At 71.4% G+C, this 23,338-nt stretch carries 25 protein-coding genes; 17 read left to right on the top strand and 8 right to left on the bottom strand.

What is annotated here, in order from left to right; translation table 11 throughout:
* Window positions 1–111 precede the first annotated feature (111 nt).
* A complete protein-coding gene (locus ACIPWY_RS06205; protein WP_401532370.1) occupies window positions 112–1,566 on the top strand; it encodes a SulP family inorganic anion transporter in 1,455 nt (484 codons plus the stop codon).
* Between the two features lie 17 nt (window positions 1,567–1,583).
* Here ACIPWY_RS06205 and ACIPWY_RS06200 read toward each other — a convergent pair whose 3' ends face one another.
* On the bottom strand, window positions 1,584–2,192 hold the full coding sequence (locus tag ACIPWY_RS06200) for a TetR/AcrR family transcriptional regulator (RefSeq protein ID WP_362900426.1): 609 nt from the start codon (window positions 2,190–2,192) through the stop codon (window positions 1,584–1,586).
* A 134-nt stretch (window positions 2,193–2,326) separates the two neighbouring features.
* Here ACIPWY_RS06200 and ACIPWY_RS06195 point away from each other — a divergent pair, with 134 nt between their 5' ends.
* The 4 genes from ACIPWY_RS06195 to ACIPWY_RS06180 all read left to right on the top strand — a co-directional run bounded on the left by ACIPWY_RS06195 (window position 2,327) and on the right by ACIPWY_RS06180 (window position 6,460).
* The gene (locus ACIPWY_RS06195; RefSeq protein WP_401532369.1) at window positions 2,327–3,808 is read left to right on the top strand and encodes a cytochrome P450; all 1,482 of its coding nucleotides are present in this window, start codon (window positions 2,327–2,329) and stop codon (window positions 3,806–3,808) included.
* A 156-nt stretch (window positions 3,809–3,964) separates the two neighbouring features.
* Window positions 3,965–4,195, top strand: a complete 231-nt coding sequence (locus ACIPWY_RS06190) for a hypothetical protein (RefSeq protein WP_362900430.1) — start codon at window positions 3,965–3,967, stop codon at window positions 4,193–4,195.
* Window positions 4,196–4,293: 98 nt separating this feature from the next.
* Window positions 4,294–5,544 carry a cytochrome P450 gene (locus ACIPWY_RS06185; RefSeq protein WP_401532368.1) on the top strand — a complete coding sequence of 417 codons (1,251 nt, stop codon included), beginning with the start codon at window positions 4,294–4,296 and terminating at the stop codon, window positions 5,542–5,544.
* Window positions 5,545–5,680: 136 nt separating this feature from the next.
* Window positions 5,681–6,460 carry an arylamine N-acetyltransferase gene (locus ACIPWY_RS06180; protein ID WP_401532367.1) on the top strand — a complete coding sequence of 260 codons (780 nt, stop codon included), beginning with the start codon at window positions 5,681–5,683 and terminating at the stop codon, window positions 6,458–6,460.
* A gap of 88 nt (window positions 6,461–6,548) precedes the next feature.
* On the opposite strand, the gene ACIPWY_RS06175 is transcribed toward ACIPWY_RS06180, so the two are convergent.
* From ACIPWY_RS06175 to ACIPWY_RS06165, 3 genes are read right to left on the bottom strand one after another with little or no spacing between them, the layout of a single operon-like run.
* Window positions 6,549–7,331, bottom strand: a complete 783-nt coding sequence (locus ACIPWY_RS06175) for a nucleotidyltransferase domain-containing protein (protein ID WP_362900435.1) — start codon at window positions 7,329–7,331, stop codon at window positions 6,549–6,551.
* On the bottom strand, window positions 7,328–7,924 hold the full coding sequence (locus ACIPWY_RS06170) for a TetR family transcriptional regulator (protein WP_401532423.1): 597 nt from the start codon (window positions 7,922–7,924) through the stop codon (window positions 7,328–7,330). The genes ACIPWY_RS06175 and ACIPWY_RS06170 overlap by 4 nt, the downstream gene beginning before the upstream one ends.
* A 46-nt stretch (window positions 7,925–7,970) precedes the next feature.
* Window positions 7,971–9,464, bottom strand: a complete 1,494-nt coding sequence (locus ACIPWY_RS06165; protein ID WP_401532366.1) for an MFS transporter — start codon at window positions 9,462–9,464, stop codon at window positions 7,971–7,973.
* Between the two features lie 218 nt (window positions 9,465–9,682).
* Here ACIPWY_RS06165 and ACIPWY_RS06160 point away from each other — a divergent pair, with 218 nt between their 5' ends.
* The 6 genes from ACIPWY_RS06160 to ACIPWY_RS06135 all read left to right on the top strand — a co-directional run bounded on the left by ACIPWY_RS06160 (window position 9,683) and on the right by ACIPWY_RS06135 (window position 15,860).
* A complete protein-coding gene (locus tag ACIPWY_RS06160) occupies window positions 9,683–10,609 on the top strand; it encodes a Gfo/Idh/MocA family protein (RefSeq protein ID WP_401532365.1) in 927 nt (308 codons plus the stop codon).
* A gap of 116 nt (window positions 10,610–10,725) precedes the next feature.
* Window positions 10,726–10,884: a hypothetical protein gene (locus ACIPWY_RS06155; protein ID WP_401532364.1), complete on the top strand. Its 159-nt coding sequence runs from the start codon at window positions 10,726–10,728 to the stop codon at window positions 10,882–10,884.
* A gap of 96 nt (window positions 10,885–10,980) precedes the next feature.
* A complete protein-coding gene (locus ACIPWY_RS06150; RefSeq protein ID WP_362900441.1) occupies window positions 10,981–12,270 on the top strand; it encodes a DUF4032 domain-containing protein in 1,290 nt (429 codons plus the stop codon).
* A gap of 97 nt (window positions 12,271–12,367) precedes the next feature.
* Window positions 12,368–13,423: a hypothetical protein gene (locus ACIPWY_RS06145; protein ID WP_401532363.1), complete on the top strand. Its 1,056-nt coding sequence runs from the start codon at window positions 12,368–12,370 to the stop codon at window positions 13,421–13,423.
* Between the two features lie 478 nt (window positions 13,424–13,901).
* Complete coding sequence (locus ACIPWY_RS06140) at window positions 13,902–14,729, top strand: helix-turn-helix domain-containing protein (protein ID WP_362900445.1); 828 nt, start codon at window positions 13,902–13,904, stop codon at window positions 14,727–14,729.
* A gap of 90 nt (window positions 14,730–14,819) precedes the next feature.
* On the top strand, window positions 14,820–15,860 hold the full coding sequence (locus tag ACIPWY_RS06135) for a type III polyketide synthase (RefSeq protein ID WP_401532362.1): 1,041 nt from the start codon (window positions 14,820–14,822) through the stop codon (window positions 15,858–15,860).
* 16 nt (window positions 15,861–15,876) lie between these two features.
* On the opposite strand, the gene ACIPWY_RS06130 is transcribed toward ACIPWY_RS06135, so the two are convergent.
* A complete protein-coding gene (locus ACIPWY_RS06130; protein WP_393698748.1) occupies window positions 15,877–17,079 on the bottom strand; it encodes an amidohydrolase family protein in 1,203 nt (400 codons plus the stop codon).
* 108 nt (window positions 17,080–17,187) lie between these two features.
* Between ACIPWY_RS06130 and ACIPWY_RS06125 the strand changes: the two genes are divergently transcribed.
* Window positions 17,188–18,276: an acyltransferase family protein gene (locus tag ACIPWY_RS06125; protein ID WP_401532361.1), complete on the top strand. Its 1,089-nt coding sequence runs from the start codon at window positions 17,188–17,190 to the stop codon at window positions 18,274–18,276.
* Between the two features lie 39 nt (window positions 18,277–18,315).
* Window positions 18,316–18,615, top strand: a complete 300-nt coding sequence (locus tag ACIPWY_RS06120) for a hypothetical protein (RefSeq protein WP_393698744.1) — start codon at window positions 18,316–18,318, stop codon at window positions 18,613–18,615.
* Here the strand turns inward: ACIPWY_RS06120 and ACIPWY_RS06115 are convergent.
* Entirely contained in the window at window positions 18,596–19,291 is a 696-nt protein-coding gene (locus ACIPWY_RS06115; protein ID WP_362900455.1) for a DUF2470 domain-containing protein, read from the bottom strand. The genes ACIPWY_RS06120 and ACIPWY_RS06115 overlap by 20 nt on opposite strands.
* Window positions 19,292–19,447: 156 nt before the next feature.
* Between ACIPWY_RS06115 and ACIPWY_RS06110 the strand changes: the two genes are divergently transcribed.
* Genes ACIPWY_RS06110 through ACIPWY_RS06100 form a run of 3 tightly spaced genes read left to right on the top strand, consistent with a single transcriptional unit; the run spans window position 19,448 to window position 20,879 of the window.
* A complete protein-coding gene (locus ACIPWY_RS06110; protein WP_362900457.1) occupies window positions 19,448–19,732 on the top strand; it encodes a hypothetical protein in 285 nt (94 codons plus the stop codon).
* 53 nt (window positions 19,733–19,785) lie between these two features.
* Window positions 19,786–20,472, top strand: a complete 687-nt coding sequence (locus tag ACIPWY_RS06105; protein ID WP_401532359.1) for a VanZ family protein — start codon at window positions 19,786–19,788, stop codon at window positions 20,470–20,472.
* A gap of 5 nt (window positions 20,473–20,477) precedes the next feature.
* The gene (locus ACIPWY_RS06100; protein WP_362900461.1) at window positions 20,478–20,879 is read left to right on the top strand and encodes an ATP-binding protein; all 402 of its coding nucleotides are present in this window, start codon (window positions 20,478–20,480) and stop codon (window positions 20,877–20,879) included.
* Window positions 20,880–20,936: 57 nt separating this feature from the next.
* On the opposite strand, the gene ACIPWY_RS06095 is transcribed toward ACIPWY_RS06100, so the two are convergent.
* Both ACIPWY_RS06095 and ACIPWY_RS06090 read right to left on the bottom strand, forming a co-directional pair.
* Complete coding sequence (locus tag ACIPWY_RS06095; RefSeq protein ID WP_362900462.1) at window positions 20,937–21,569, bottom strand: MBL fold metallo-hydrolase; 633 nt, start codon at window positions 21,567–21,569, stop codon at window positions 20,937–20,939.
* A complete protein-coding gene (locus ACIPWY_RS06090; protein ID WP_362900799.1) occupies window positions 21,569–22,654 on the bottom strand; it encodes an S-(hydroxymethyl)mycothiol dehydrogenase in 1,086 nt (361 codons plus the stop codon). The genes ACIPWY_RS06095 and ACIPWY_RS06090 overlap by 1 nt, the downstream gene beginning before the upstream one ends.
* Window positions 22,655–22,770: 116 nt before the next feature.
* Between ACIPWY_RS06090 and ACIPWY_RS06085 the strand changes: the two genes are divergently transcribed.
* On the top strand, window positions 22,771–23,262 hold the full coding sequence (locus tag ACIPWY_RS06085) for a glutathione peroxidase (RefSeq protein ID WP_362900464.1): 492 nt from the start codon (window positions 22,771–22,773) through the stop codon (window positions 23,260–23,262).
* Window positions 23,263–23,338 lie beyond the last annotated feature (76 nt).

Genomic DNA, 23,338 nt, shown 5'->3' with positions numbered 1-23,338 from the left:
GGGCAGGAGCAGTTCCCGTGCGTCTTCGGCGCACCCTCCTGCCCGCCTCCGTGACACTCCGCACGTGTAGGACTACGCGCCCCGCACGGGGCGCGCTGGAGGTATGCGCTCGTGAAGCGTTTGGTACCGCGGCAGGACTTCGCCGCGTCTCTCGTCGTGTTCCTGGTCGCCCTGCCACTGTGCGTGGGCGTGGCCGTGGCGTCCGGCGTCCCTGCCGAACTCGGCCTCGTCACCGGCATCGTGGGCGGTCTGGTGGCCGGGGCCATGCCCGGCAGCAGTCTTCAGGTGAGCGGGCCCGCGGCCGGGCTCACCGTGCTCGTGTACGAGGCCGTGCAGGCGTACGGCCTGCCGGTGCTCGGCGTCATCGTGCTCGCGGCGGGGCTGCTCCAGCTTCTCATGGGCGGCCTGCGCCTGGGCCGCTGGTTCCGGGCGATCTCCGTGGCGGTCGTCGAGGGCATGCTCGCCGGGATCGGCCTCGTGCTGATCGCGGGGCAGCTCTACGCGATGGCCGACACACCGGCGCCCGCGTCGGGACCTGACAAACTCGCCGGGCTGCCGGAGCTGTTGACCGACTCGGTGTCTTCGCCGCAGGCACTCACCGCGCTGCTCCTCGGCGTGGGCACGATCGTCGTGCTGCTCGGCTGGAAGCGGCTGCCCAAGGCGGCCCAGGTGGTGCCCGCGCCGCTCGCCGCGGTGGGGCTCGCGACACTCGCGGCCGCCGGATTCGGACTGCCGGTCGCGCGGGTCGAGGTGCAGGGTCTCATCGAGTCCGTACAGCCGCCCGGCGCCGACGCATTCGGGCAGCTCGCGAGCGTCGGGGTCGTCGGCACCGTCCTCGCGTTCACCCTCATCGCGTCCGCCGAGTCCCTGTTCAGCGCGGCGGCCGTCGACCGGATGCACGACGGGCCGCGCACGTCGTACGACAAGGAACTCATCGCGCAGGGCGCGGGCAACACGGTGTGCGGGCTGCTCGGCGCGCTGCCGATGACCGCGGTGATCGTGCGCAGCGCCACCAACGTCCAGGCGGGCGCCCGCACCAAGGCCTCCCGGGTCCTGCACGGCGTGTGGCTCCTGCTGTTCGCGGCGCTGCTGCCCGCCGCGCTCGGCGTGATCCCGGTCGCCGCGCTCGCGGCCGTCCTGATCCACGCGGGCGCCAAGCTCATCCCCGTGCGGCAGATCGCGGCGCTGTGGCGTGAGTACCGGGGCGAGGCCCTGGTCCTGATCGTCACGGCGGTGTCGATCGTCACGGTCAGCATGTTCGAGGGCGTGCTCATCGGCCTCGCGCTCGCGGTGGTGAAGACGGCGTGGGAGGCCTCGCACGTGCGGCTCGACGTCATAGACAAGGGGGCCGGGCCGATCCAGGCGTACTTGTCAGGCAACGCGACGTTTCTGCAGCTGCCGAAGATACTCGACGAGCTGGAGGCGCTGCCGCAGGACCGGCCCGTCGAGCTCAACCTGTCCGGCCTGCATCACCTCGACCACGCCTGCGAGACGGCGCTGCGGAACTGGGCGGCCCGGCACAGCGGCGCGGGCATCGAGCCCGTCAAGCTCCATCCGGCCGTCTGAGGTCCGCCGGGGGCGCGCTACGGCGTGATCGCGCCGAGCAGGGCCCGCGCGCACAGGTCGCGCACCTGATCCCGTGACAGCTCCGGCTCGTCGAGCCACTCCAGGCACACGGCCACCATGAAGGCCAGCCAGCCGCGGACGGCGAGCCGGAGCGCGGGCGATTCACCTTCGATGTGGGACCTGTCGGGGTCGGCGGCGAGCGCCTCGACGATCTGGCGCTCCTGCGCGGCCAGGCCCTGCCGGTATACGTCGCGCACGGCCGGGTCGCCTGCGGCCTCGGCCCGGTGGAAGGCACGGAAACCCTCGCCGTGGGCCTCGACATAGCCGAGAAACGTGTCCAGGCCCACGGCGATCTGGTCGCGCACCGGGATCCCGGGAACGGCCGCGGTCAGGCGCAGCATCCGCTCGCTCTCGCGCTGGACGACGGCGGCGAAGAAGTCCCGTTTCGTCGGGAAGTAGTGGTAGAGCAGCCCGCGTGAGACGCCCGCGATCTCGGCGACCTGCTCGATCCAGACGTCGTCGTACGTGCTCTGCGCGAAGAGCCGCGCCCCCACGCCGAGCAGCTGCTCGCGGCGCTCCTCGGTACTCAGCCGGCGGCGCGTGCGCTCCTGCTCCCTGGCGGCCATGACAGCACCCTACTCGTATTACTTGACGTGAATTCAATAGCGGGACCACACTGGAGAGCGTATTGAACCCACGTATAACAGCGGCTCGGGTACAGGCACGTACAGGCACTCTCTACGTCCAACAGGTGGGGATCATGGCTCAGTTGACGCGGCCGGCGACGGACTCGACACCGCCGAAGGGCTTTCGCAGCGCCGAGCTCGGCTGGCCCGGACTCGACCGGATTCCGCACCCGCCGCGCCGCGTTCCCCTCGTCGGCGACATCCTCGGCGCGAACGTGCGCACCCCGGTGCAGGACTCGATGCGGATCGGCAGGCAGCTCGGGCCCGTCTTCCGCCGCAAGGCCTTCGGCAACGAGATCGTGTTCGTCTGGGGCGCGCGGTTCGCCGCCGACATGGCGGACGAGTCGCGCTTCGCCAAACACGTCGGCCTCGGCGTCGCCAATCTACGGCCCGTGGCCGGTGACGGCCTGTTCACCGCGTACAACCACGAACCCAACTGGCAGCTGGCGCACGACGTGCTTGCTCCCGGCTTCGGCCGCGACGCCATGGAGGGCTACCACCCGCTGATGCTGGACGTCGCGGGGCGCCTGATGGCGGCATGGGACGCCCGGGAGGCGGCGGGCGAGGCGGTGGACGTGCCCGGCGACATGACGAAGCTGACCCTGGAGACGATCGCGCGGACCGGTTTCGGCCATGACTTCGGGTCGTTCGAGCGGGAGCGGCTCCACCCGTTCGTGACGGCCATGGTCGGCACACTGTCGTTCGCGCAGCGCCGCAACGTGGTGCCACCGGCGCTCGCTCCCCTGCTCCTGCGGGGCGCGGAGCGGCGCAACGCCGCGGACATGGCGTACCTCAACCGGACCGTGGACGACGTCGTCGCCGCGCGGCGGGCCGCGTCCGGATCGCCCTCCGGCGGGCAGGGCGACCTGCTCGACCGCATGCTGGAGGTCGCCCACCCCGACACCGGGGAGCGGCTCTCCCCCGAGAACATCCGGCGCCAGGTCATCACGTTCCTCGTCGCCGGGCACGAGACGACGTCGGGCGCACTGTCGTTCGCACTGCACTACCTGGCGCACCACCCCGATGTCCTTGCGAAGGCGCGCGAAGAGGTGGAACGGGTGTGGGGCGACGCGGACGAGCCCGCGTACGAGCAGGTGGCCAAGCTCCGCTATCTGCGCCGCGTTCTCGACGAGGCCCTCCGCTTGTGGCCGACGGCTCCGGCGTTCGCCCGCGAGGCCACCGTCGACACGACGCTCGGCGGGATCCACCCGATGCGCAGGGGCGCCTGGGCGCTGGTCCTGACCGCGCTCCTGCACCGCGACCCGGAGGCGTGGGGTGACGACCCGGAAGCCTTCGACCCGGACCGCTTCGCTCCGGCGACCGTACGCTCGCGCGCCCCGCACGTCTTCAAGCCGTTCGGCACCGGGGCGCGCGCCTGCATCGGCCGCCAATTCGCCCTGCACGAGGCGACGTTGGTACTGGGTCTGCTGCTGCGCCGCTACGACCTGCACCCCGAGCCCACCTACCGGCTGCGCGTCGCCGAACGCCTGACGCTGATGCCCGAGGGTCTGCGCCTCCACCTGGGACGCCGCCCGAAGACCCGTACGGCGGACTGAGCCCGACGGGCCGCGCCCGCCGGACCGAGCACCCTCGCAGCACCCGCAGCCCTCGCGTCGAAGGCGAATTGTCAGACCCGTGCGCAAGAGTGGAGGCAGATGTCTCTACGTCTACGCCTACGACTACGTCTTCGCCGAGCTGAGGGGCCCATCGACATGAACGCGACCAGGAACACCGAACTCGCCGCGGCCCAGGCCTGCCTGCGCCTGCTGCACACCGCGCGCGCCGCGCTGACCGGATGCGAGCCGGCGACCGCCGCCTCGCTGCTCGCCCTGCCGATCGCGGAGGCCGACGAGGCGCTGGACAGGGCGGGACTCGCGGGGAACGAGGCCTGGTTGCTCGAGAAGCTGTACGACTTGGGAACGGAGAGGCGCGTTCATACGTGAGGTAGGTGTACTTGTCCGCAGGTGACGTGCGTACGTTCCCTTGCGTCTTCCCGTGTTGCCGTGTTCCCGCCTTCCCGCGACCGGTCAGGAGAGCTCCGTTGACGAACCCACCCGTGGTCCCGCACCGCATCGACCCGGCCGGCGGCTGCCCGCACGCGGCGAACGCGCGACTGCTCGAGCGAGGCGCCGTCGCGCCGGTCGTGCTGCCCGGGGAAGTCGAGGGAATGGTGGTCCTGGGCCACGACGCGCTCAAGGACTTCCTCGCGCACCCCGATGTCGCCAAGAGCGCCCGGCACTTCACCGCGCTGAGCGAGGGCCGCATACCCGAGGGCTGGCCGCTGATGACATTCGCGACCGTGCCGGGCATGACGACCGCTGACGACGAGGACCACCGGCGGCTGCGGTCGCTGGTGAGCCGGGCGTTCACGATGCGCCGTGTCGAGGCGCTGCGACCGCGCGTCGAGGAACTCACCGGCGAGCTCCTCGACGGCCTTGAGACGGCTGTCGCGGCGGGCGAGGACGTCGTGGATCTGCGGCGGCGGTTCGCACTGCCGCTCCCGATGAGTGTGATCTGTGAACTGCTCGGCGTGGACGAGGAGTTCAGAGAGCGGTTGCATCATCTGTCGGGGCAGGTCGTGGCCACCGACATCGGCCCGCGCGAGGCCGTGGCCGCCAACCGTGAGCTGGTGTCCGTCCTCTCGGCGGTCGCCGCGTCCCGGGCGCGCCGGCCGGGCGACGACCTGACGAGCGCGCTGATCGCGGCGCGCGAGGAGGACGGTGACCGACTGAGCGAGCAGGAGCTGATCGGCACGCTGCTCCTGGTGGTCATCGCCGGGCACGAGACGACGCTGAACCTGATCACGAACGCCGTGCGCGCCCTGTGCGCCCACCGCGACCAGCTCGACCTCGTCCTGTCGGGCGGGGCCTCCTGGTCCGACGTGGTGGAGGAGACACTGCGCTGGGACAGCCCCGTCAGCTACTTCCCGTTCCGCTACCCGAAGCGTGACCTGACGGTGGACGGCACGCTCATCCCCCGCGGCACTCCGGTGCTCGCGGGGTACTCGGCGGCGGGGCGTGACCGGAGCGCGCACGGCCCGGACGCCGACCGCTTCGACATCACGCGCGCCTCGGCCGCCCGCCATCTCTCGCTGGGCCACGGCCCGCACTACTGTCTGGGGGCACCACTCGCCCGTCTGGAGGCCACCATCGCCTTGGAGCGCCTGTTCAGCCGTTTCCCCGATCTCGACCAGGCCGCGCCCGACGCGGAACTCGCGCGGAAGGCGGGCTTCGTCGGCAACAGCGTCGACCAACTCCCGGTGCGCATACGGCCGGTAGCCGCTCCGTCCTGAGCAGCGGATCCCGAGGGCGGCTCCTGAGAGGAAGCTCCTGAGGGTTCCTGATTCGCTGGTCCTAGGCCTCGCGACCTGGGTCGATACGGTCCTTCCGGCCGTGGCCCAGGTGCACCCGGCCCTCCAGACTGGCCCTATGGACGCCTCACGCACCGACGCCTACCTCCGCCGCATCGCGACGCCGCGCCCCGCGGCCCCGACCGCGCAGGCGCTGCGCACCCTGCACCTCGCGCACCAGCGGACGGTCCCCTTCGAGAACCTCTCGATCCACCTGGGCGAGGACATCTCGATCGAAGAGGACGCGATTGTCGCCAAGCTCGTGGACCGCCGCCGCGGCGGCTTCTGTTACGAGCTCAACGGCGGCTTCGCGGCGCTGCTCACCGCCCTGGGCTTCGAGGTGTCACTGCTCCAGGGGCGGGTGTACGGCAAGGAGGGGCACCTCGGCATCCCGTACGACCACCTCGCCCTCCGGGTCCGTACCGTCGACGGGGCCGACCTGCTCGCGGACGTGGGCTTCGGGGCCCACAGCCACTTCCCGCTCGACCTCGGCGAGCGGGGCGAGCAGCAGGATCCGGGTGGCGTCTTCCGGATCGCCGGGGCGAAGGGCGGCGACCTGCGTGTGACCAAGGACGGGGCGCCCGAGTACCTCCTCGAACAACGCCCGCGTGAGCTGGGGGACTTCGAGGTCGGCTGCTGGTACAACTCCACGTCACCGCGGTCCACGTTCACACGGTCCCTGGTCTGCTCACTGATCACGGACGAGGGCCGGCTGACCCTGAGTGGCCGCACGCTCACCACGACGGTCGACGGAGAGCGCCACCGCTCGGAGCTCGCGTCCGACCGGGAGGTGCTGGACACGTACCGCGACTCGTTCGGCATCGAGCTCGAGCGGGTGCCGACGGATCCGACCACCTGAACCCGGCCCTGTGACCCTCCGGCTCCCTTGGCCCTTCCGGCTCTTTCGCTTCGGCCGGCTCTTCCGGCTCTTCCGGACCCTTCGGTTCTCAGCCGTCGGCGGTGTGCGCGGCGATGGTGCGGTCGAGCGCGGGGACGAGCCAGTCCAGGGTCAGCTCCGCCCGGCGCGCGGGCCACTCGGGGTCGGGGTCTGCCGGGCCGCCCGCGTACCGTCGGCGTTCGATGTCCGCCACGACGTCGGCGGGCGCGCCCAGTTCGGCGAGGACGGCGAGTGCCTCGGCCTTGCTGATGAGGGTGCCGTCGCGCAGGGTGACCGTGGCCCGGGCCAGGACCATCAGCCCCAGGTCGACCCAGATGGTCTCCCGCCACAGCTCGGGGCGTCCGGTCGCGGGTCGCCAGTAGCCGGCCAGGTCGGCGAGGATGTACTCCCTGAGCGTGCGGTCGTCCACCGGGGGCAGGGTGCCCGCGATCGGGTCCCCGTGGAGCACGAGGCCGAATGCGTGGAGTTCCCGCCGGGTGATGGGGGTGACCGTGCGGGCGAAGGCCTCCTGGTGGGCCCAGGTGAAGTGCGTACGGCCAGGGTCGTCGAGGTCGCCGTGCGGCATGTAGGAGCAGTGAAGGTGCGCCGCGAGGGGCAGTTCGGCGTCGAGTCCCTCGTGCAGCGTGGTGAGCCGAGTCTCCTCGTCCGGCTTGAGCGGGTGCGGGACAACGGCGATGAGATCGAGGTCGCTGCGCCCTTCCTGGTAGTCCCCGCCGCCGAGAGACCCGTGCGCCCACAGCGAGAACGGGCCGGGCATCGCCTCGCGCAGCCCGGCCAGAAAGCGGTCGAGCAGGTCGGTCGTCGCCGCCGGATGTGCCTCCGCTGTCGTCATCCGGTCAGTGTGCCAGGAGTCAACTGGGCTTGTACGGCTGGTCCGTAGCGTTCGGTGATCTCTTCGATCGGGGCGGAGCGCACATGAGGGCCGCGCGCGATTCCGTACATGACGCCGAGGCCGAGGAGCAGGGAGACGGCGAGTTCGGCGCGCAGGCCCGCGTCCGGTCCGTGCAGGCGCTCGGCGAGGCGGTCGCTGACCTGCGCACGGAAGTTGGCGCGCAGGATGTCGCCCTGCTCGCCGTGGAGCGGGGCGAACACGATGCGCAGGACGGGGTCGGCGCCGTGCTCGGACTGGCCGGTGAGGAGGTGGCGCACCATGTGCCGGCCGAGGTCCTCCAGGGGTGCGTCGAGCAAGGTCTCCACGTCCGCCTCGAAGCTCATGACCTGGGAGAAGAGGGCGTCCTTGTTGCCGAAGTATTTGAGGATCAGAGGAGCGCTGACTCCGGCGCGCTCGGCGACGGCCTTGAGGGTGATGTCGGTGTGGGCGTGCCGGGCGAGGAGGTGGCGGCAGGCGCGGACGATGGCCGCCTTGGTCGCCTCGGCGTCGCGGCGCGCCGGCCCCGACCGGTGGCCATCGGTCGCAACGGGGATGGATTCCGACTCGGCGGATGCCGTCGGGGCCGGGCTCGTCACGGGGTCACGCTCCTTCGAGGGCCTTGTCCGTCCGCCCGGTCGTGCCGCGCACGGACCTGCGCCCTCCATTGTCCGCCGCGTCGGCCGGGACAGTGAACGCCGCCGCGATCACCACGAGGGCGACCGTGCCCGCCATGGCAAAGGCCATCTGATAGCCGCGCAGCGAGGGGAAGCCGGTGCCACTCGCGTGATGGACGAGGATCGCGGCGACCGCGGCGCTGGAGACGGCCTGGCCGATGGTCCGCATCAGGACGTTCACCCCGTTCGCCGACGCGGTCTGGCCCGCGGGCACGGCCCGCAGGATGAGCGTGGGGAGCGCCGAGTACGCGAACGCGGTGCCGGTCGACACGATGGCGCCGCCCAGGACGATCACCCACAGATCGCGGCTGTCGGCGATGCGGACGACATAGCCGAGCGCCATCACTGCGCCGCCGATGGCGAGGCTGACGCGCGGGCCCCGCGCCGCGGAGATGCGGGCCGAGACCGGCGAGAGCAGCAGCATGATCATGCCGTTGGGCAGCAGGCACAGGCCGGTCTGCACGATGGAGAGGCCGAGCCCGTAGCCGCTGGACCTGGGCGCCTGGACGAGCTGCGCCGTGACGAGCGAATTGGCGTAGAAGGCGAAGCCGGCGACCAGGGCGGCGAGGTGCGGGAGGCCGACGCGACGGCCCACGGCGAGCCGGAGGTCCACCAGCGGACGGTCGGCCCGCAGCTGCTGCCACGACCACAGCGCGAGGATCACGACGGCGCCGGCGAACAGGCCCACCACGCGGGCGCTGCCCCAGCCCCACTGGCCGCCCTGCGACACCGCGAGCAGCAGACAGACGAGGCCGCCGGCGATTCCGGCCGCGCCGAGTCCGTCGAACCGGCCCGGTTCGCGTACGGGCGACTCCCGCACGGCCCAGCAGGCGAGCGCGAGGCCGAGCGCGCCGAGGGCACTGGTCGCCCAGAACATGACGTGCCAGTTCGCGTACTGGACGATCAGGGCCGCGAGCGGCAGGCCGAGCGCGGCGCCGATCCCGACGGTGGAGCTCATGAGGGCGACCGCGGACCCCGTGCGGTGGGGCGGGAGTTCGTCGCGCAGGATGCTGATGGAGAGCGGGACGACCGCGGCGGCCGCGCCCTGGAGCGCGCGGGCCGCGATCAGGACGCGGATGTCGGACGTGAGCGCGCACAGGACCGATCCGCCGGTCATCAGCCCCAGGGCGAGCAGGAGCACGCGCCGCTTGCCGTACATGTCGCCCGCCCTGCCGAGCACGGGGGTGAGCACGGCGCCGGCGAGGAGGGTCGCGGTGACCGTCCAGGAGACCGCGCCGGGTGAGGCTCCGGTCAGCCGCGGCAGGTCGGGGAGCAGCGGGACGACGACGGTCTGCATGACGGCCATGAGGATGCCGCCGAAGGCGAGGACCGGGATCGTGAGCCGACCACGCAGGCCGGGCAGAGGGGATATTTCGGGGCGCATATCGGGGGTTATGTCGGGGTTTATCGCGGGCTCCATGGGAGGTCCGGTGGACGCCTTGAGGGCGGGGCCGGGAGGTGAGGTGAATTTCTATTCACCTATGTGGTGAATCAGTATTCACCACTGCCCGCTCGTCTGGCCAGCGCGCACGATCGAAGCCCCGCGTCGCCACCACACGCGGGGTGACGCGCGCAGAGTCCGCGGCGGCGTCCGACCGCTCCTGTTCCGGCCGCGGCCCGCCCGCCATACTGCCGACCATGACTTCTGCTGCCACCCCCTTTCGCGTCGGGCTCGTCGGCACCGGCACCTGGGCCTCGAAGACGCACGCCGCCGCACTGCGCGCCCACCCCGGGACGGAGCTCGTGGGTGTCTGGGGGCGCAGGCCCGAGGCCGCGGCCGAGGTAGCCGCGGCCCATGGCACGAGGGTTTTCGAGGACGTCGACGCGCTGTTCGCGGAATGCGACGCGGTGGCGTTCGCGGTGCCTCCGGACGTGCAGGCGCCGCTCGCCGCGCGGGCGGCCGCGGCGGGCTGCCATCTCCTCCTCGACAAGCCGCTGGCCACGTCGGTACCCGCGGCCAGGGAGGTCGTGGACGCCGCACGGGCCGCCGGGGTGGCGTCCGTCGTGTTCTTCACGCTGCGCTTCGCGACGGTCACCTCGGGCTGGCTGTCCCGACAGGCCGCCGAGGGAGGCTGGTTCACCGGGAGGGCCGACTGGTACGGGGCCCTCTACACGCCCGGCGACACCTCGGAGCTGACCGCGTCCCCGTGGCGGGTCGGGCGCGGTGCCCTGTGGGACGTCGGCCCGCACGCCTTGTCCGTGCTGCTTCCGGTCCTCGGGGACGTCACGTCCGTGACGGCCGCGCGGGGACCGGCGGACACCGTGCACCTGGTCCTCGCGCATGCGTCGGGCGCGTCCGCCACGGCGGTGCTGAGCCTGACCACTCCGGCGAAGGCGGCGGGCATCTCCGTGGAGCTGCGCGGGGAGTCCGGCATCGCGGCGATGCCGACGGGTGGTGAGCCGGTCGACGCGTTCGGGGCAGCGATCGACGCTCTCCTGGAGTCCGCGCGCACGGGCAGGCCACACGCCTGCGACGCCGCGTTCGCGCTGCGCGTCACGGAGATCCTCGCGGCGGCGGAGGCCCGCCTCGCGTCAGCCGGCGGCGAACCAGGCCTCAGCGAATGAGCCGAACGTCGCCTCCGTAGATGCGGGTGGCTCCCCCAGATGCCATTCGAGGAAGGCGGGGATCGCTCGGCTCGCGCCTTTGTCGAACGGCCGTCGCCCGCCCCCTACTTGTCGCCGTGGCCCTGGGCGGCCAGGACATCCTGGAGCGTTCCGCCGTGGAGCACGAGCGGATCGCCGAGTGCCTCCAGCGAGGCGAGCTAGACGCCGCGGTCGCGGTGCTCAAGGAGAGCTGGAACAGCGGGATGCACCGGATCCTGGAACACCTCAAGGACTGAGGCGGCGCGGCGGGTCGGGACCCGGTCTTGACCCGCACCACCCCTTCGGGGTCCGATCACGGTCGACCCGCCGCGCGACCCAGGGACTGTGACCGCATGACACTGCAGATCAGCGCCACCAACCCGGAACACCCGGCCCTCCTCCTCGAACTCCCCTGGCACGTCCGCCTGGAGCAGTGGCCGGAAGAATGTCTGGTGCCGCTCCCCCGCGGCATCTCACGCCACGTCGTCCGCTACGCCCGCGCGGGCAGCGAGGTCGTCGCCGTGAAGGAACTCGCCGAGCGGCCCGCGCTGCGCGAGTACGAACTCCTGCGCACCCTCGACCGGCTCGCGATACCCGCGGTCGACCCCCTCGCCGTGGTCACCGGCCGCACGGACACCGACGGCTCGCCTCTCGAACCCGTCCTCATCACCCGCCACCTGGGCGGTTCGCTCCCCTACCGCTCCATGTTCGAGACGACGATGCGCCCCGGCACCGTCCACCGCCTCATGGACGCCCTCGCCGTCCTCCTCGTACGGCTGCATCTGGCGGGGTTCGCGTGGGGGGACTGCTCGCTCTCCAACACCTTGTTCCGGCGGGACGCGGGCGCATACGCCGCCTACCTCGTCGACGCCGAGACCGGGGAGCTGCACCCTCGGCTCAGCGACGGGCAGCGCGCGTACGACATCGACCTCGCCCGGGTCAACATCAGCGGCGAGATGCTGGACCTGGAGGCGTCCGGCGCGCTGCATCCGTCCATCGACCCGATCGCGTTCGGCACGGAGATCGGGGAGCGGTACGACGCGCTCTGGACGGAGCTGACGCGCACCTCCGTCTACCCGGCGGGCAAGCACCACTACATGGAACGCCGCATCCGCCGTCTCAACGACCTGGGCTTCGATGTCGCGGAGATGCAGATCTCGCACGCGGACCAGGGGGACACGGTCACGTTCGTACCGAAGGTCGTGGACGCGGGCCACCACCAGCGCCAACTCCTGCGCCTCACGGGCATGGACGCCGAGGAGAACCAGGCAAGGCGGCTCCTGAACGACCTGGAGAGCTGGATGGCCACGCAGGACGACTACGCCCCGGGCGATCCTTCCCCAAGTTCTCGGCTGCGCTCGAACAGGGGGGACCCCCATGCGGCGCGATCCGAAGTCCTGGCCCACCGCTGGGTGCGCGACGTGTTCCGGCCGACCGTACGCGCGGCGCGCGACCACGCGCCGGAGCGGATGGACGCGGCCGAGCTCTACCACGAGCTCCTTGAGCACCGCTGGTACCTGTCCGAGCGGGCGCAGCACGACATCGGTCTCGACGCGGCGGTCGAGGACTACGTCAAGAACGTCGCCGGCCGCTCGCGCTCCTTCAACTCGCCCTCGGCGCAGGGTCCGCGGCCCTCCAGCTGACCAGAACCGCCCGCAACGGAGATCGTCGGGCGCGGAACCGGTGGCGCGGAACCGTCGTGGTACCACCGAGGAAGTCGGGCGACGAGGGGAGACATTCATGGCCGGGAGTGTGCGGGTCGACGGGAACAGTCTGGTGCTGCCGGGCGGCGCGCGGGTGCGGTTCGTGCGCACGCTGCGCCTGCCGGAGACCGGAACGCATCCGCTGCCGCCGGGGCTCGGCGAGTTCCCGGTGCGCCGGGTCGAGGACTACGCGGACTCGGTGCCGCCTGAGTGGCGGGCGCGCGGGGGCGTGATGCTGCCGATGTATCTGCGCGAGGCGATGTGGCTGAGCTTCGCGGGAACGGCCGAACCGGCCGCGCTCCAGGTGGGCGTGGGCAAGGTCTGCGCCATCTCGGGGCTGCCGTGGAGCAGCCGGCTGTCCCGGGATCCGCAGAACTACGTGGTGCTGCCGCGACAGCCGTGGCTCGACGGCATCAAGTCAGGGAAGGGCACGGTCCGCCAGTTCGTGGCGCTGCCCCTGGGGCTCGGCGCCACGGTCGAGGGCCAGGTCACCGGCGAGGAGACCTGGGGCGGGATCCAGCTCCAGGCCTTCGCCCTCACCGAGCGGGCGCTGGGGGCCTGGCGCGCGGAGGAGGCCCGCAAGCGACAGGCGGCCGCGCGGGTGGTACCGCCGGCTCCCGGCGGCATGCAGTGGATGGGGTCGTCCGGCGGCTACGGGGCGGCACCGATGCCGGCCGCGCCGGGTGCGACGCCGGCGCCCCAGGCTCAGGCGGCGCGTTCGATGGGGCTCGGCGCGGGCGGCACGATGCGCCAGCAGGTGTTCCGGGACGACCGGCCCGCGTCCGACTGGGCCGAAACGGCCGCGGGCCGCGTATTCGTGCACCTCGTGACTCCGCCGGACTGGCTCCGCATCACGGGCGAGGAGCCGCCGCCGTCGCCGGTGGACCGGGCCGCGTACACGAGGGCGGGTCTGCCCTGGTTCGACTACTACGACGAGGGCGCCGCGGATCTCGCGCCGACGGACGCGCTCGGGGCGGTGAAGCCCGCGGGTGACTGGCTCGGCGACGATCACGAGCCGTGGCAGGCGCCCGGCGCGCACCAGGTCAAGTCCCTCGGGGACGCGGGCAAGCCGGTGGAGGACGGCGACTGGTGAGTGCGGGGTGCGGCGGGTTCGGTTCGCCGGCCCCGCTGCCGGCCCGCGTGCGCGGCGGCGCATGCGCGGGCGGCCGGTACCGTGGCCGCTACGTAATGGCGAGTGACGGCACCGGCCGCAGCCAGTGAGCCCTTGATCTGCCCGGGAGAAGTGGCCGAACTGGGCCAAGCGATGCACTTTCCGGTCACATGGATCGGAATATGACAACTGGCCTTGCACTGTTCCCGAAACGGATCCGAGGGTTCGACGGATACCCAACACCGGGAAATTCAGCCATTTTCGAGCGTCCCGGTCCAGGTGTCCCATCGGCGTGGCCGCGCGGCCCCTGGCGTTCAAACCAGCAGGTCGCTGACCCCACGGGCTCCATCATGACGTACCGGCTGATCGTTTTCTTCGGGCAATGTTTATTACCAAAGGCGATGGGAGTAATTAGACTGCACACGCTCAACCCGGCGTGGACCTCAAGGGATTACCCACCATGAACAAGACGGCGCTCCGCGCCCTGCTCCGTGAACGGCGCGCCCTGATAGCCCCCGAATCCCACGGCTTCACCCGCCCCACGGGCCAGGGCCGCCGGGCCCCCGGCCTCTCCCAGCATCAGGTGGACCAGCTGCTCCACCGGACCCTGGGGACCTATCACCGGCTGGAGTCGGGGAGTTACCCCAACCCGCCTACAGAGCTGCTGCACGACGTCGCCCAGCTCTTCGGCCTCAACGAGCAGGAGTGGGTGCTTCTCTGCCGGTACGCACTACGCAGGGACCCACCGGGCCCGCTCCATCCCTCGTCCGGGAAGGAGGTGCCCGGGGTGTGGCAGGAGGCGGTCGACAGCATCGGACACATGGCGTACGTGACCGACGCGTCCTGGGATCTCCTCGCCTGGAACCAGCCCTTCGGCGCCCTCTTCCCCGGCAGTCGCGTCCCAGGGAACACGATGCGCTGGATGCTCCTGGATCCCGACGGCCGCAAGTCCTTGACGAACTGGCACACGGCCTGGGCCCCGTTGGTGATGCCACAGCTTCGGGCCGCCCTCGCCTCCAGGCCCCGCGACGACACGTTGCGCCAGATCGAGAAGGAAGTCCTCGCGGACCCCGAAGCCGCACCCATCTACGAGTCGGGCGGCGCCTCCATCCACCCCGACGGGGACGAACGCCCCCTGATGCACGCGGTACACGGCCCCGGCTGGGTGACGATGTGCGCCGCGCAGCCCATGACCGCTCCGGGCGCCCGCCTGATCATCCTCGTCTTCCACCCCGGCACACGTCGCTCCCACATGCGTACGCCGATGCTCCGGGTCGGCTGGCGATGATCAAGGTCCGTCCACCCGGGACGGGCGAATCGCGGTGAAGTACTTTGAGCGGCACCCCCCACATACCGACCCAGCCCTGTGGGAGACACCGTGCCCGCTTTCGTCTCGATGCCACGAACCGTTCTCGGACCCCACAAGGTCACCACAGAGGACATAACCGACGACATACGCAATCGTCACCCTGATCACCCGCGACTCGCGGTGATCCTGCGCGTCCTCGCCAACTGCGGAGTGCACACGCGGTACTTCACCCGCCCCCTGGACTCCCCCACGGTCTCGGGTACGGCCGAAGTACGCGAGCGCGCCGAGGCCGCGTTCAGTGATGCCGTCGCCATGGCGGAACAGGCCGCGCTGTCCGCGCTCGACAGCACGGGCGTACCGCTCGGAGACATCGACGCGCTCGTCACCACCCACTCCACGGGCTGGTCCGTCCCCAACCTCGACGCCCACCTCGTCGCCCGGCTCGGGCTACGGCCGACCGTCCGGCGCATAGCACTCACGACACTGGCCTGCGCCGGTGGCACCCAAGCCCTCATCCGGGCGGCAGACCTCGTTGCCGCACGCCCTCGGAGCAAGGTCCTGGTGGTGGCCGCGGAGACGATCTCCAGCGTGTACAACCACAATGACACCAGCATCGAATCGATGATCTACAAGGGGTTGTTCGGCGACTCGGCCGCCGCGGCGATCGTCAGCGGGGAGCCGCTCGCGCCCGGTCTCGCGATCGACGACAGTTTCGAGTACGTCCTGCCGGACAGTCTCGACCGGTACAGCGGCCGGATCGACACCGACGGGCTGCACTTCGAATCCACCAAGAGGGCCCTGGCGGCCACGGACGACGTACAGCCCGCACTCCTGGACTGGGTCGGCACACGCCCTCCGGGCTTCGTCGTCATCCATCCCGGCAGTCCACGCATCATCACCGACACAGCCACCGCCCTGGGCCTCACCCCCCACGCCGCCCGCCACTCCACGGACACCCTCGCCGAGGAGGGCAACCTCGGCGGTGTCAGCATTCTCCGGGTCCTGGAGCGCACCCACACGGCGCCTCCGGCCGCCGGAACCAAAGGCGTCGCCGTCGCCTACGGGCCCGGCTTCAGCACCGCCGCCCTCCACGGCCACTGGCACGCCTGACACACCGCTCCTCCCGTCATGCCGTGCGCTGAGGCGGGATCCGTTCTCCCCGGCTCATGACGAACCGCAGGTCCCCGAGCGCCTCGACGCCGTCGCGCGGGTCGCCGCCCACGGCGATCAGGTCGGCCGGACGCCCCGGGGACAGGAGACCCGCGCGGCCGCCGGCGCCGAGTGCGTCGGCGGCCTCCGTGGTGGCCATGTCGAGGACCTGCGGCGCCGGCATCCCGATGTGCTCGAAGAACGTCAGGCTCTGCCGCAGACCGTCGAACCCGGCGCGCTGAACTCCCGCGTCGGTACCGGCGATGAACCGCACGCCGCGTTCCGCCATCGTCCGCACCTGGCCGAAAAGCCGTTCGGCGCGCTCGGCCCCGAAGACCGTGGGCAGCATCCGCCAATGCGGGCTGACGGTCGGGCAGACGCGGATCCCGCGCTCCACGATCGCGTCGAGCACGTCGTCCCGCAGATCGTTGCCGTCCTCGGTCATCCAGGTGCAGTGTTCGAGCGTGTCGACGCCCGCGGTCACCGCTGCCACGATCCCCTCCGTGCCGTGCGCGTGGGCGGCGACCGGCAGCCCCGCCGCCCGCGCCTCCTCGACGACGACAGCCAGCTCACGGGCGCCGAACTGGGCCTGCCAGGTGGCCGGTCCGCCACGCGTCAGGGCGCCGCCGGTCGCCATGACCTTGATGACGTCGGCGCCCAGTTCGGCGTTACGCCGTACCAGGTCTCGTAGTTCACGCTCGCTGCCGACCTCGCCGCCCAGGAACCAGCAGTGACCGCCCTTGGGGGTGACGGGCGTCGTCGCGGCGACGATCCGAGGGCCCGGCACCGCTCCCGACTCGATCTCCTCGCGCAGCCGCAGCGTGAGCCGCCCGCGGTCCCCCAGGTCCCGCACGGTGGTGACGCCGCTCGCCACGAGCTGCGCCGCGCGTTCCCTCATGACGGCGAGCAGCGCCTCGTCGTTCTGCCCTTCGAGCGTCTTGACCGGTTCCGTCCCCGCGTCGAAGACGAGGTGGACGTGCGCGTCGACGAGTCCCGGCAGCACGGTGGCACCCGGCAGCGCGATGCGCTCGTCCCGCTCCTGAGCCAGGTTCTCGACGTCGGAGCGTCTCCCGGCCGCGACCACGGTGTCCCCGTCCGTGAGGACCGCGCCGTCCTCGACACAGCGACCACCGGGACCGGTCACCACACGCGCCGCCGTGATCAGCTTCCTGCTGTTCATCCTGACCTTCCGATGGGTCGGAAAAGTGCACCCGGAAGTGTGTCATGAAACGGGCCCTATCGGGCAGGGCACCGAGGGTCATGCACCGCGATCGGCTCGAGGGGAACGATGGACAGTCGGCACGGACCGGGCACGAAGCGAGCACGGCACCCGTACTTCGACAATGCGAAATACCTGACGATCGTGCTCGTGGCATGCGGGCACGCGTGGGAACCACTGACGTACGGGAGCCGCACGGTGACGGCCGTGTACCTCGGTGTGTACGCCTTCCACATGCCGGCTTTCGCGCTCATCTCCGGCTATTTCTCCCGGAGTTTCGACATGGCGCCCGGCCGGCTGCGCCGTCTCGTCGGCGGGGTCGTGGTGCCGTACGTACTGTTCGAGGTGGCGTACACGCTCTTCTACCGGTGGGCGCAGGACGATCCGGGGTATCCGATCAGCCTGCTCGACCCCTGGTACCTGATGTGGTTCCTGGTCGCGCTGTTCATCTGGCGGCTCACCACTCCCCTCTGGCTGCAACTGCGGCACCCTGTGCCGGTCGCTCTGGCGGCGGCTGTGCTCGTGTCGATGGCGTCGGACGCGGGCAGTGATCTGGCGCTTCAACGGGTGGTGGGTTTCCTGCCGTTCTTCGTCCTCGGACTGACGCTGCGGCCCGCGCACTTCGAGCGGCTGCGCACGCGGCGGGCCCGGCTGTGGGCGCTGCCCGTGGCGGCCGGGGCGCTGGTCGCCGCGTACGCGGTGGCTCCCTGGTTCGACGCGGGCTGGTTCTACCGCCGGGGCAGCGTCACCGGGCTCGGCGCCCCCGCCTGGGCCGGACTGGTCACGACACCGGCCCTGTTCGCCCTCGCCGTCGTCCTCAGCGCCTGCTTCCTGGCCTGGGTGCCGGGGCGGAGGACCCTGTTCACGACGCTGGGCACGGGCACGCTGTACGCGTACCTGCTGCACGGCTTCCTCATCAAGTCGTCGCGCTTCTGGGGCTGGTACGACCACCCGTGGCTGCACACTCCTGCGGGTGAACTGGCGGTGACGGCCGCGGCGGTCGGCGTCATCACCCTTCTGTGCACGTTTCCTGTGCGGCGGGTCTTCCGGTTCGCCGTGGAGCCCGGCGTCCCCTGGGCGTTCCGGCGTACGGATCCCGTGCGGGAGGCCGAACCGCCGGTGGCCGACGTCCCCGGGGAGCGGGTCCTGCGCCCCTAGCCTGTGCGCGTTCACCGGACCCAGAGAAGGGCACCCCCCATGATCCGCACCCGCTCCCTCCGTCCCCGACTCCTGCTGCCCGCCGCGCTGCTCCTCGCCTCCGTGCCTGTGCTCGGCGGGACGGCGCGTGCGGGCGGCACGTGTTTCGCCACGCACCAGGACGCCCCGATCTATGCGGGCAACAATCCGTGGACGGACATCGTCGGCTATCTGGACCCGGGCATCCCGGTCAACGGCACGCGGCAGGGCGCTGACGAGCTGTGGCAGGTCTCGCGTACGGACAACGGCGCGCCCCTCGGCTTCATGCGCGACGCGGACCTCACCTGCGACGGCGGCTGACCGCCTGCGCGGAGGACAGCAGGGCGTGCATGCGCTCGTTCAACTGCCCCAGGTCGTCAGCCGGCGCGTGGAACGGGAGGCGTACGTCGGCCTGGCCACGGATGCGTTCGAGCCGGAGGGTGAGCCCGTGCCGGTCGACGGCCAGGGGCTGGACCCGTACGACGCCGTGCAGGCTGTCCACGTCGACGAGCCGGGTGAGCTGTTCCACGGCTTCGGGGTGGCAGTCGGCGAGGTGGGTGAGCAGGCGGGGTTCGGCCGCGGTGAGGGGGTCGGGCGCGGTCTCGGCGAGTTCGTCGAGTTCGATGCCGGTGCGGCCGGTACGTGTCTGGAGTACGGCGCGGACGGGCCTCAGAACGAACTGCTCGCCGTCGGGTTCGAGGGACCCGGACAGCCAAAGGCGCGCGCGGATCCGGTCCCTGACGGGCACCGGCGCGGCGTCCGCGAACTCGATGAGCGCGGTCGGTTCGCCGCGGGGCGCGCAGAGTACGGCGGCGGACAGCAGACTGTCGGCCGGGGGCTGGATCCGTACCTCGCCCGCGTCGGTGACGCGATGGGATCCGACGAGGTCCTCCCGCCCGATGTCCGTCGTCACTTCGCACGACCAGGCGGTGGCGAGGATTGATCGCGCGCGTGCCGCCGCGGTGGGAGCGGCGGTACTGATCTGTCGGACACCCATCCGAACCTCCTTAGGTAAGCCTTGCCTAACTTATCGGAGATTTGCGCGGGGGGCCAGTACGAGGCCAGTACGCATGAGGGCGGCGAACGCCACGCGATCGGGCGCTGAATATGCCGTACGCCCACGCGCGTCGGCCGGGAGCGGCATCATGCCGCCATGGACGGTACTGCCCTTCTGCGGGACCTCTTCACGCCGGACGAGTACGACGCGGTCCGCTCGCACGCGGACCACCTGGGCGTGACGGTGGTCGAGTACGTACGTCAGACAGCCGCCGAACGCGCCCTGGAACGACAGCACTTGGCACAGGCCATGGAAGCGCAGGACCTGCGCCTGGGGAAGCTGTCGATACCGCACGTCGAGCGGGGCCGCTGCGGCGAGGGACCGCCCGCGCTGCAACGGTTCCTGGACTCCCTGACGCATCCCCCTGAGTCGAAGAGCTGACGCGCACGGTCCGTGGCCTGATTGGCCGGGGCGCGCGGGGGCAACCGGCCTCCATGACCCCACAGACTGCGGCACGTCGGCGAAAGGGCCAGGAACGCAAGGGCAAGGAACGTAAAAGCCCGGAGCGCAAAGGCGAGGCACGGAAGCGGGTGGCCCGCAAGCCGGTGCCGCGCCGGCGAGTGACCAAGCGGCCCCTGCCGTGGGGGCGGATCGTCGCCCGCGCACTCATCGCCGGCCTCGCGTTCGTGGCACTCGTGGCGTTCTCCGCGGTCCTCGCCCGGCTGACCCTGACGCCGTCCCCGGCGTCGGCGGACGTCGCGGGGTCCAACATGCGGCCGGGACACTCGCTGCGCCAGTACGCCGAGTCGTACACGTTCCTCGGCGCGTGCAAGCAGATCGGCGGAAATCTGCTGCTGGGTGCGCCCTTCGGTCTGTTGCTTCCGGTGCTTGTGCCGCGCAAGGGCCGCATGATGCGGGTGCTCGCGGTGACGGTCCTCGTGATGGCGCTGGTGGAGCTGGCGCAGGGCGCGATCGTCGAGGGGCGGGCCTTCGACGTGGACGACGTGATCCTGAACACGACGGGCGCCCTGATCGCCTACTTCCTCCTCGGGCGCCACATCGGGCACAGCTACCACGCCCTCGCACGGCCATCGGGCCGTAACCGCTTGGCGATCAGGCTGCCGGGGAAGGGGGCTCGTTACCGGGGAACACCCCGCGCCACAGGTGACGGAAGGAAGTGATCGTCATGCGTGCGCTCAAGCGCGCCGTACGGCGGCCCGCGCGCGTGGAGTACATGTTGCCGCAGGGCTCGGGCTCGGCCCGCTGGGCCCGGCGCCTCACCCAGGACTTTCTTGCGGGACGGAGCACGGGCGGCGCGCACGACGCGGTGCTCGTCGTCTCCGAGCTGGTTGCCAACGCCGCCCGGATCAAGGGCAGTCACTGCCGTATGAGTCTGTGCCTGGACGCGGACGAGCTGACCGTCTCCGTCCACGACGACAGCCCCCACCACCCGCGCCTCAAGCCGGATTCGGTGTCCGCGGAGTCGGGGCGCGGCATCTCGCTCGTCGACGCGTTGTCGCGCCGCATGAGCGTGGTGAGCGACCCCTACGGCGGAAAGACGGTTCGCGCCGTACTCGCCCACCCCTGACGACCGGGCCCTTCCGGGCGGCGGCGCTCCGTCCGCCGCCCGGACTGAACACCCGGCTCAGTGCCCCCTGGAGATCCACTCCTCCAGGTGGGGCGCCTCGGCCCCGATCGTCGTGCTGTCGCCGTGCCCGGTCCGTACGACGGTGTCCGGCGGCAGCGTGAGGAGCCGCTGCCTGATCGACTCGACGATGGTCGGGAAGTCGCTGAACGACCGGCCCGTCGCCCCGGGTCCGCCCGCGAACAGGGTGTCCCCGGTGAAGACGGTGCCGAGGTCCGGCGCGTACAGGCTGACCGCGCCGTGGCAGTGGCCCGGTGTGTGCAGAACGGTCAACTCGACGCCCGCCACAGCCAGTTGCTGCCCGTCAGCAAGGTCTCCGTCAGGGGTGCGGTCCGGGTGCTTCTGCTTCCACAGCTCCGTGTCCGCGGGGTGCAGCAGGATCGGCGCCCCGGTGCGCTCGGCGAGCGCGGGTGCCGCGTCGATGTGGTCGTCGTGCGCGTGCGTGCACACGATGGCGACGAGCCGCCGGTCGCCCACGGCCTCGGCGATCGCGTCGGCGTCGTGCGCCGCGTCGATCACGACGGCCTCGCTGTCGTCGCCGACGATCCACACGTTGTTGTCGACGTCCCAGGTGCCCCCGTCGAGGGAGAACGTGCCGGACGTGACGAGGTGTTCGATGCGCGCGCCCGCCATCAGAAGATCACCACCGAGCGCAGCACGTCCCCGTGGTGCATCCGCTCGAACGCCTTCTCCACGTCCTCCAGGGCGATCGTCTCGGTCACGAACGTGTCGAGGTCGAGCCGGCCCTGCCGGTAGAGGTCGATCAGCATCGGGAAGTCGCGCGAGGGCAGACAGTCGCCGTACCACGAGGACTTGAGCGCGCCGCCGCGTCCGAACACGTCGAGCAGGGGCAGTTCGAGCTGCATCTCGGGCGTGGGGACGCCGACGAGGACGACGGTTCCGGCGAGGTCGCGGGCGTAGAAGGCCTGCTTGTAGGTCTCCGGGCGGCCCACCGCCTCGATGACGACGTCGGCGCCGAACCCTCCGGTCAACTCTCGGACGGCCTCGACCGGGTCGGTGGAGCGGGAGTTGACGGTGTGTGTGGCGCCGAGCTTCCGCGCCGTCGCCAGCTTCTTGTCGTCGATGTCGATGGCGATGATCTTCGCGGCGCCGGCGAGGTGGGCGCCGGTCACGGCCGCCGCGCCGACACCTCCGCAGCCGATGACGGCCACGGAGTCGCCGCGGCCCACGTTGCCGGTGTTGATGGCGGCGCCGAGGCCGGCCATGACACCGCAGCCGAGCAGACCCGCGGCGGCGGGCGACGCCTCCGGGTCGACCTTGGTGCACTGCCCGGCGGCGACGAGCGTCTTCTCGGCGAACGCGCCGATCCCGAGCGCGGGCGAGAGCTCCGTGCCGTCGAGGAGCGTCATCTTCTGCTTCGCGTTGTGCGTGTCGAAGCAGTATTGGGGGCGCCCGCGCAGACAGGCGCGGCACTGGCCGCACACGGCACGCCAGTTGAGGATCACGAAGTCGCCCGGGGCGACTTCGGTGACGCCGTCACCGACCGCCTCGACGACACCGGCCGCCTCATGGCCGAGGAGGAACGGGAACTCGTCGTTGATGCCGCCCTCCCGGTAGTGCAGGTCGGTATGACAGACCCCGCACGCCTGGACCTGGACCACGGCCTCCCCGGGCCCGGGATCCGGCACGACGATCGTCTCGATCCGCACCGGCTCACCCTTGGCCCGCGCGATCACGCCTCGTACCTGCTGCGCCATGACGATCAGCCCTCCACTCGCTCGTCGCATCGTTCTTCGCCATCTTCACAGACGGGTCACCGTTCCGGACCAGGGTGACGAGGAGCGTGACCTCACGGGTCGCTAGCATCCGAAGTATGTCTGTCTACGAGAATGTCGAGATCGCCGCCCTCAAGGGCGGCCCCGCCGACCTCCCCCAGTACGAGGGCAAGGCCGTCCTCATCGTCAATGTGGCCTCGAAGTGCGGCCTCACCCCGCAGTACGCGGCCCTGGAGCAGCTCCACGCCGACTACGCGAGCCGCGGCTTCAGCGTGCTCGGGGTCCCCTGTAACCAGTTCATGGGCCAGGAGCCCGGCAGCGCCGAGGAGATCGCCGAGTTCTGCTCGGCGACGTACGGCGTGACGTTCCCGATGACCGAGAAGGTCGAGGTGAACGGCGAGGCGCGGCACCCGCTGTACGAGCGTCTGGTCACCACCGCGGACGCGGAGGGACACGACGGGGACATCCGCTGGAACTTCGAGAAGTTCGTGATCTCCCCCAAGGGCGAGGTCGTCGCCCGCTTCTCGCCGCAGGTGCTGCCGGACGCCCCCGAGGTGATCGCCGCGATCGAGGCCAGCCTTCCGCGCTAGGGGTTCCGCGGCGCTCGCTCGGGGGCGTCGGGGGACGGGGCCATGACGGCACGGTCTCGCGCCGCTCCCCCGCGTC

The organism is Streptomyces sp. NPDC090032 (assembly GCF_044748025.1).
Lineage (GTDB): Bacteria > Actinomycetota > Actinomycetes > Streptomycetales > Streptomycetaceae > Streptomyces.
This window is presented reverse-complemented; position numbering and strand designations above follow the sequence as displayed.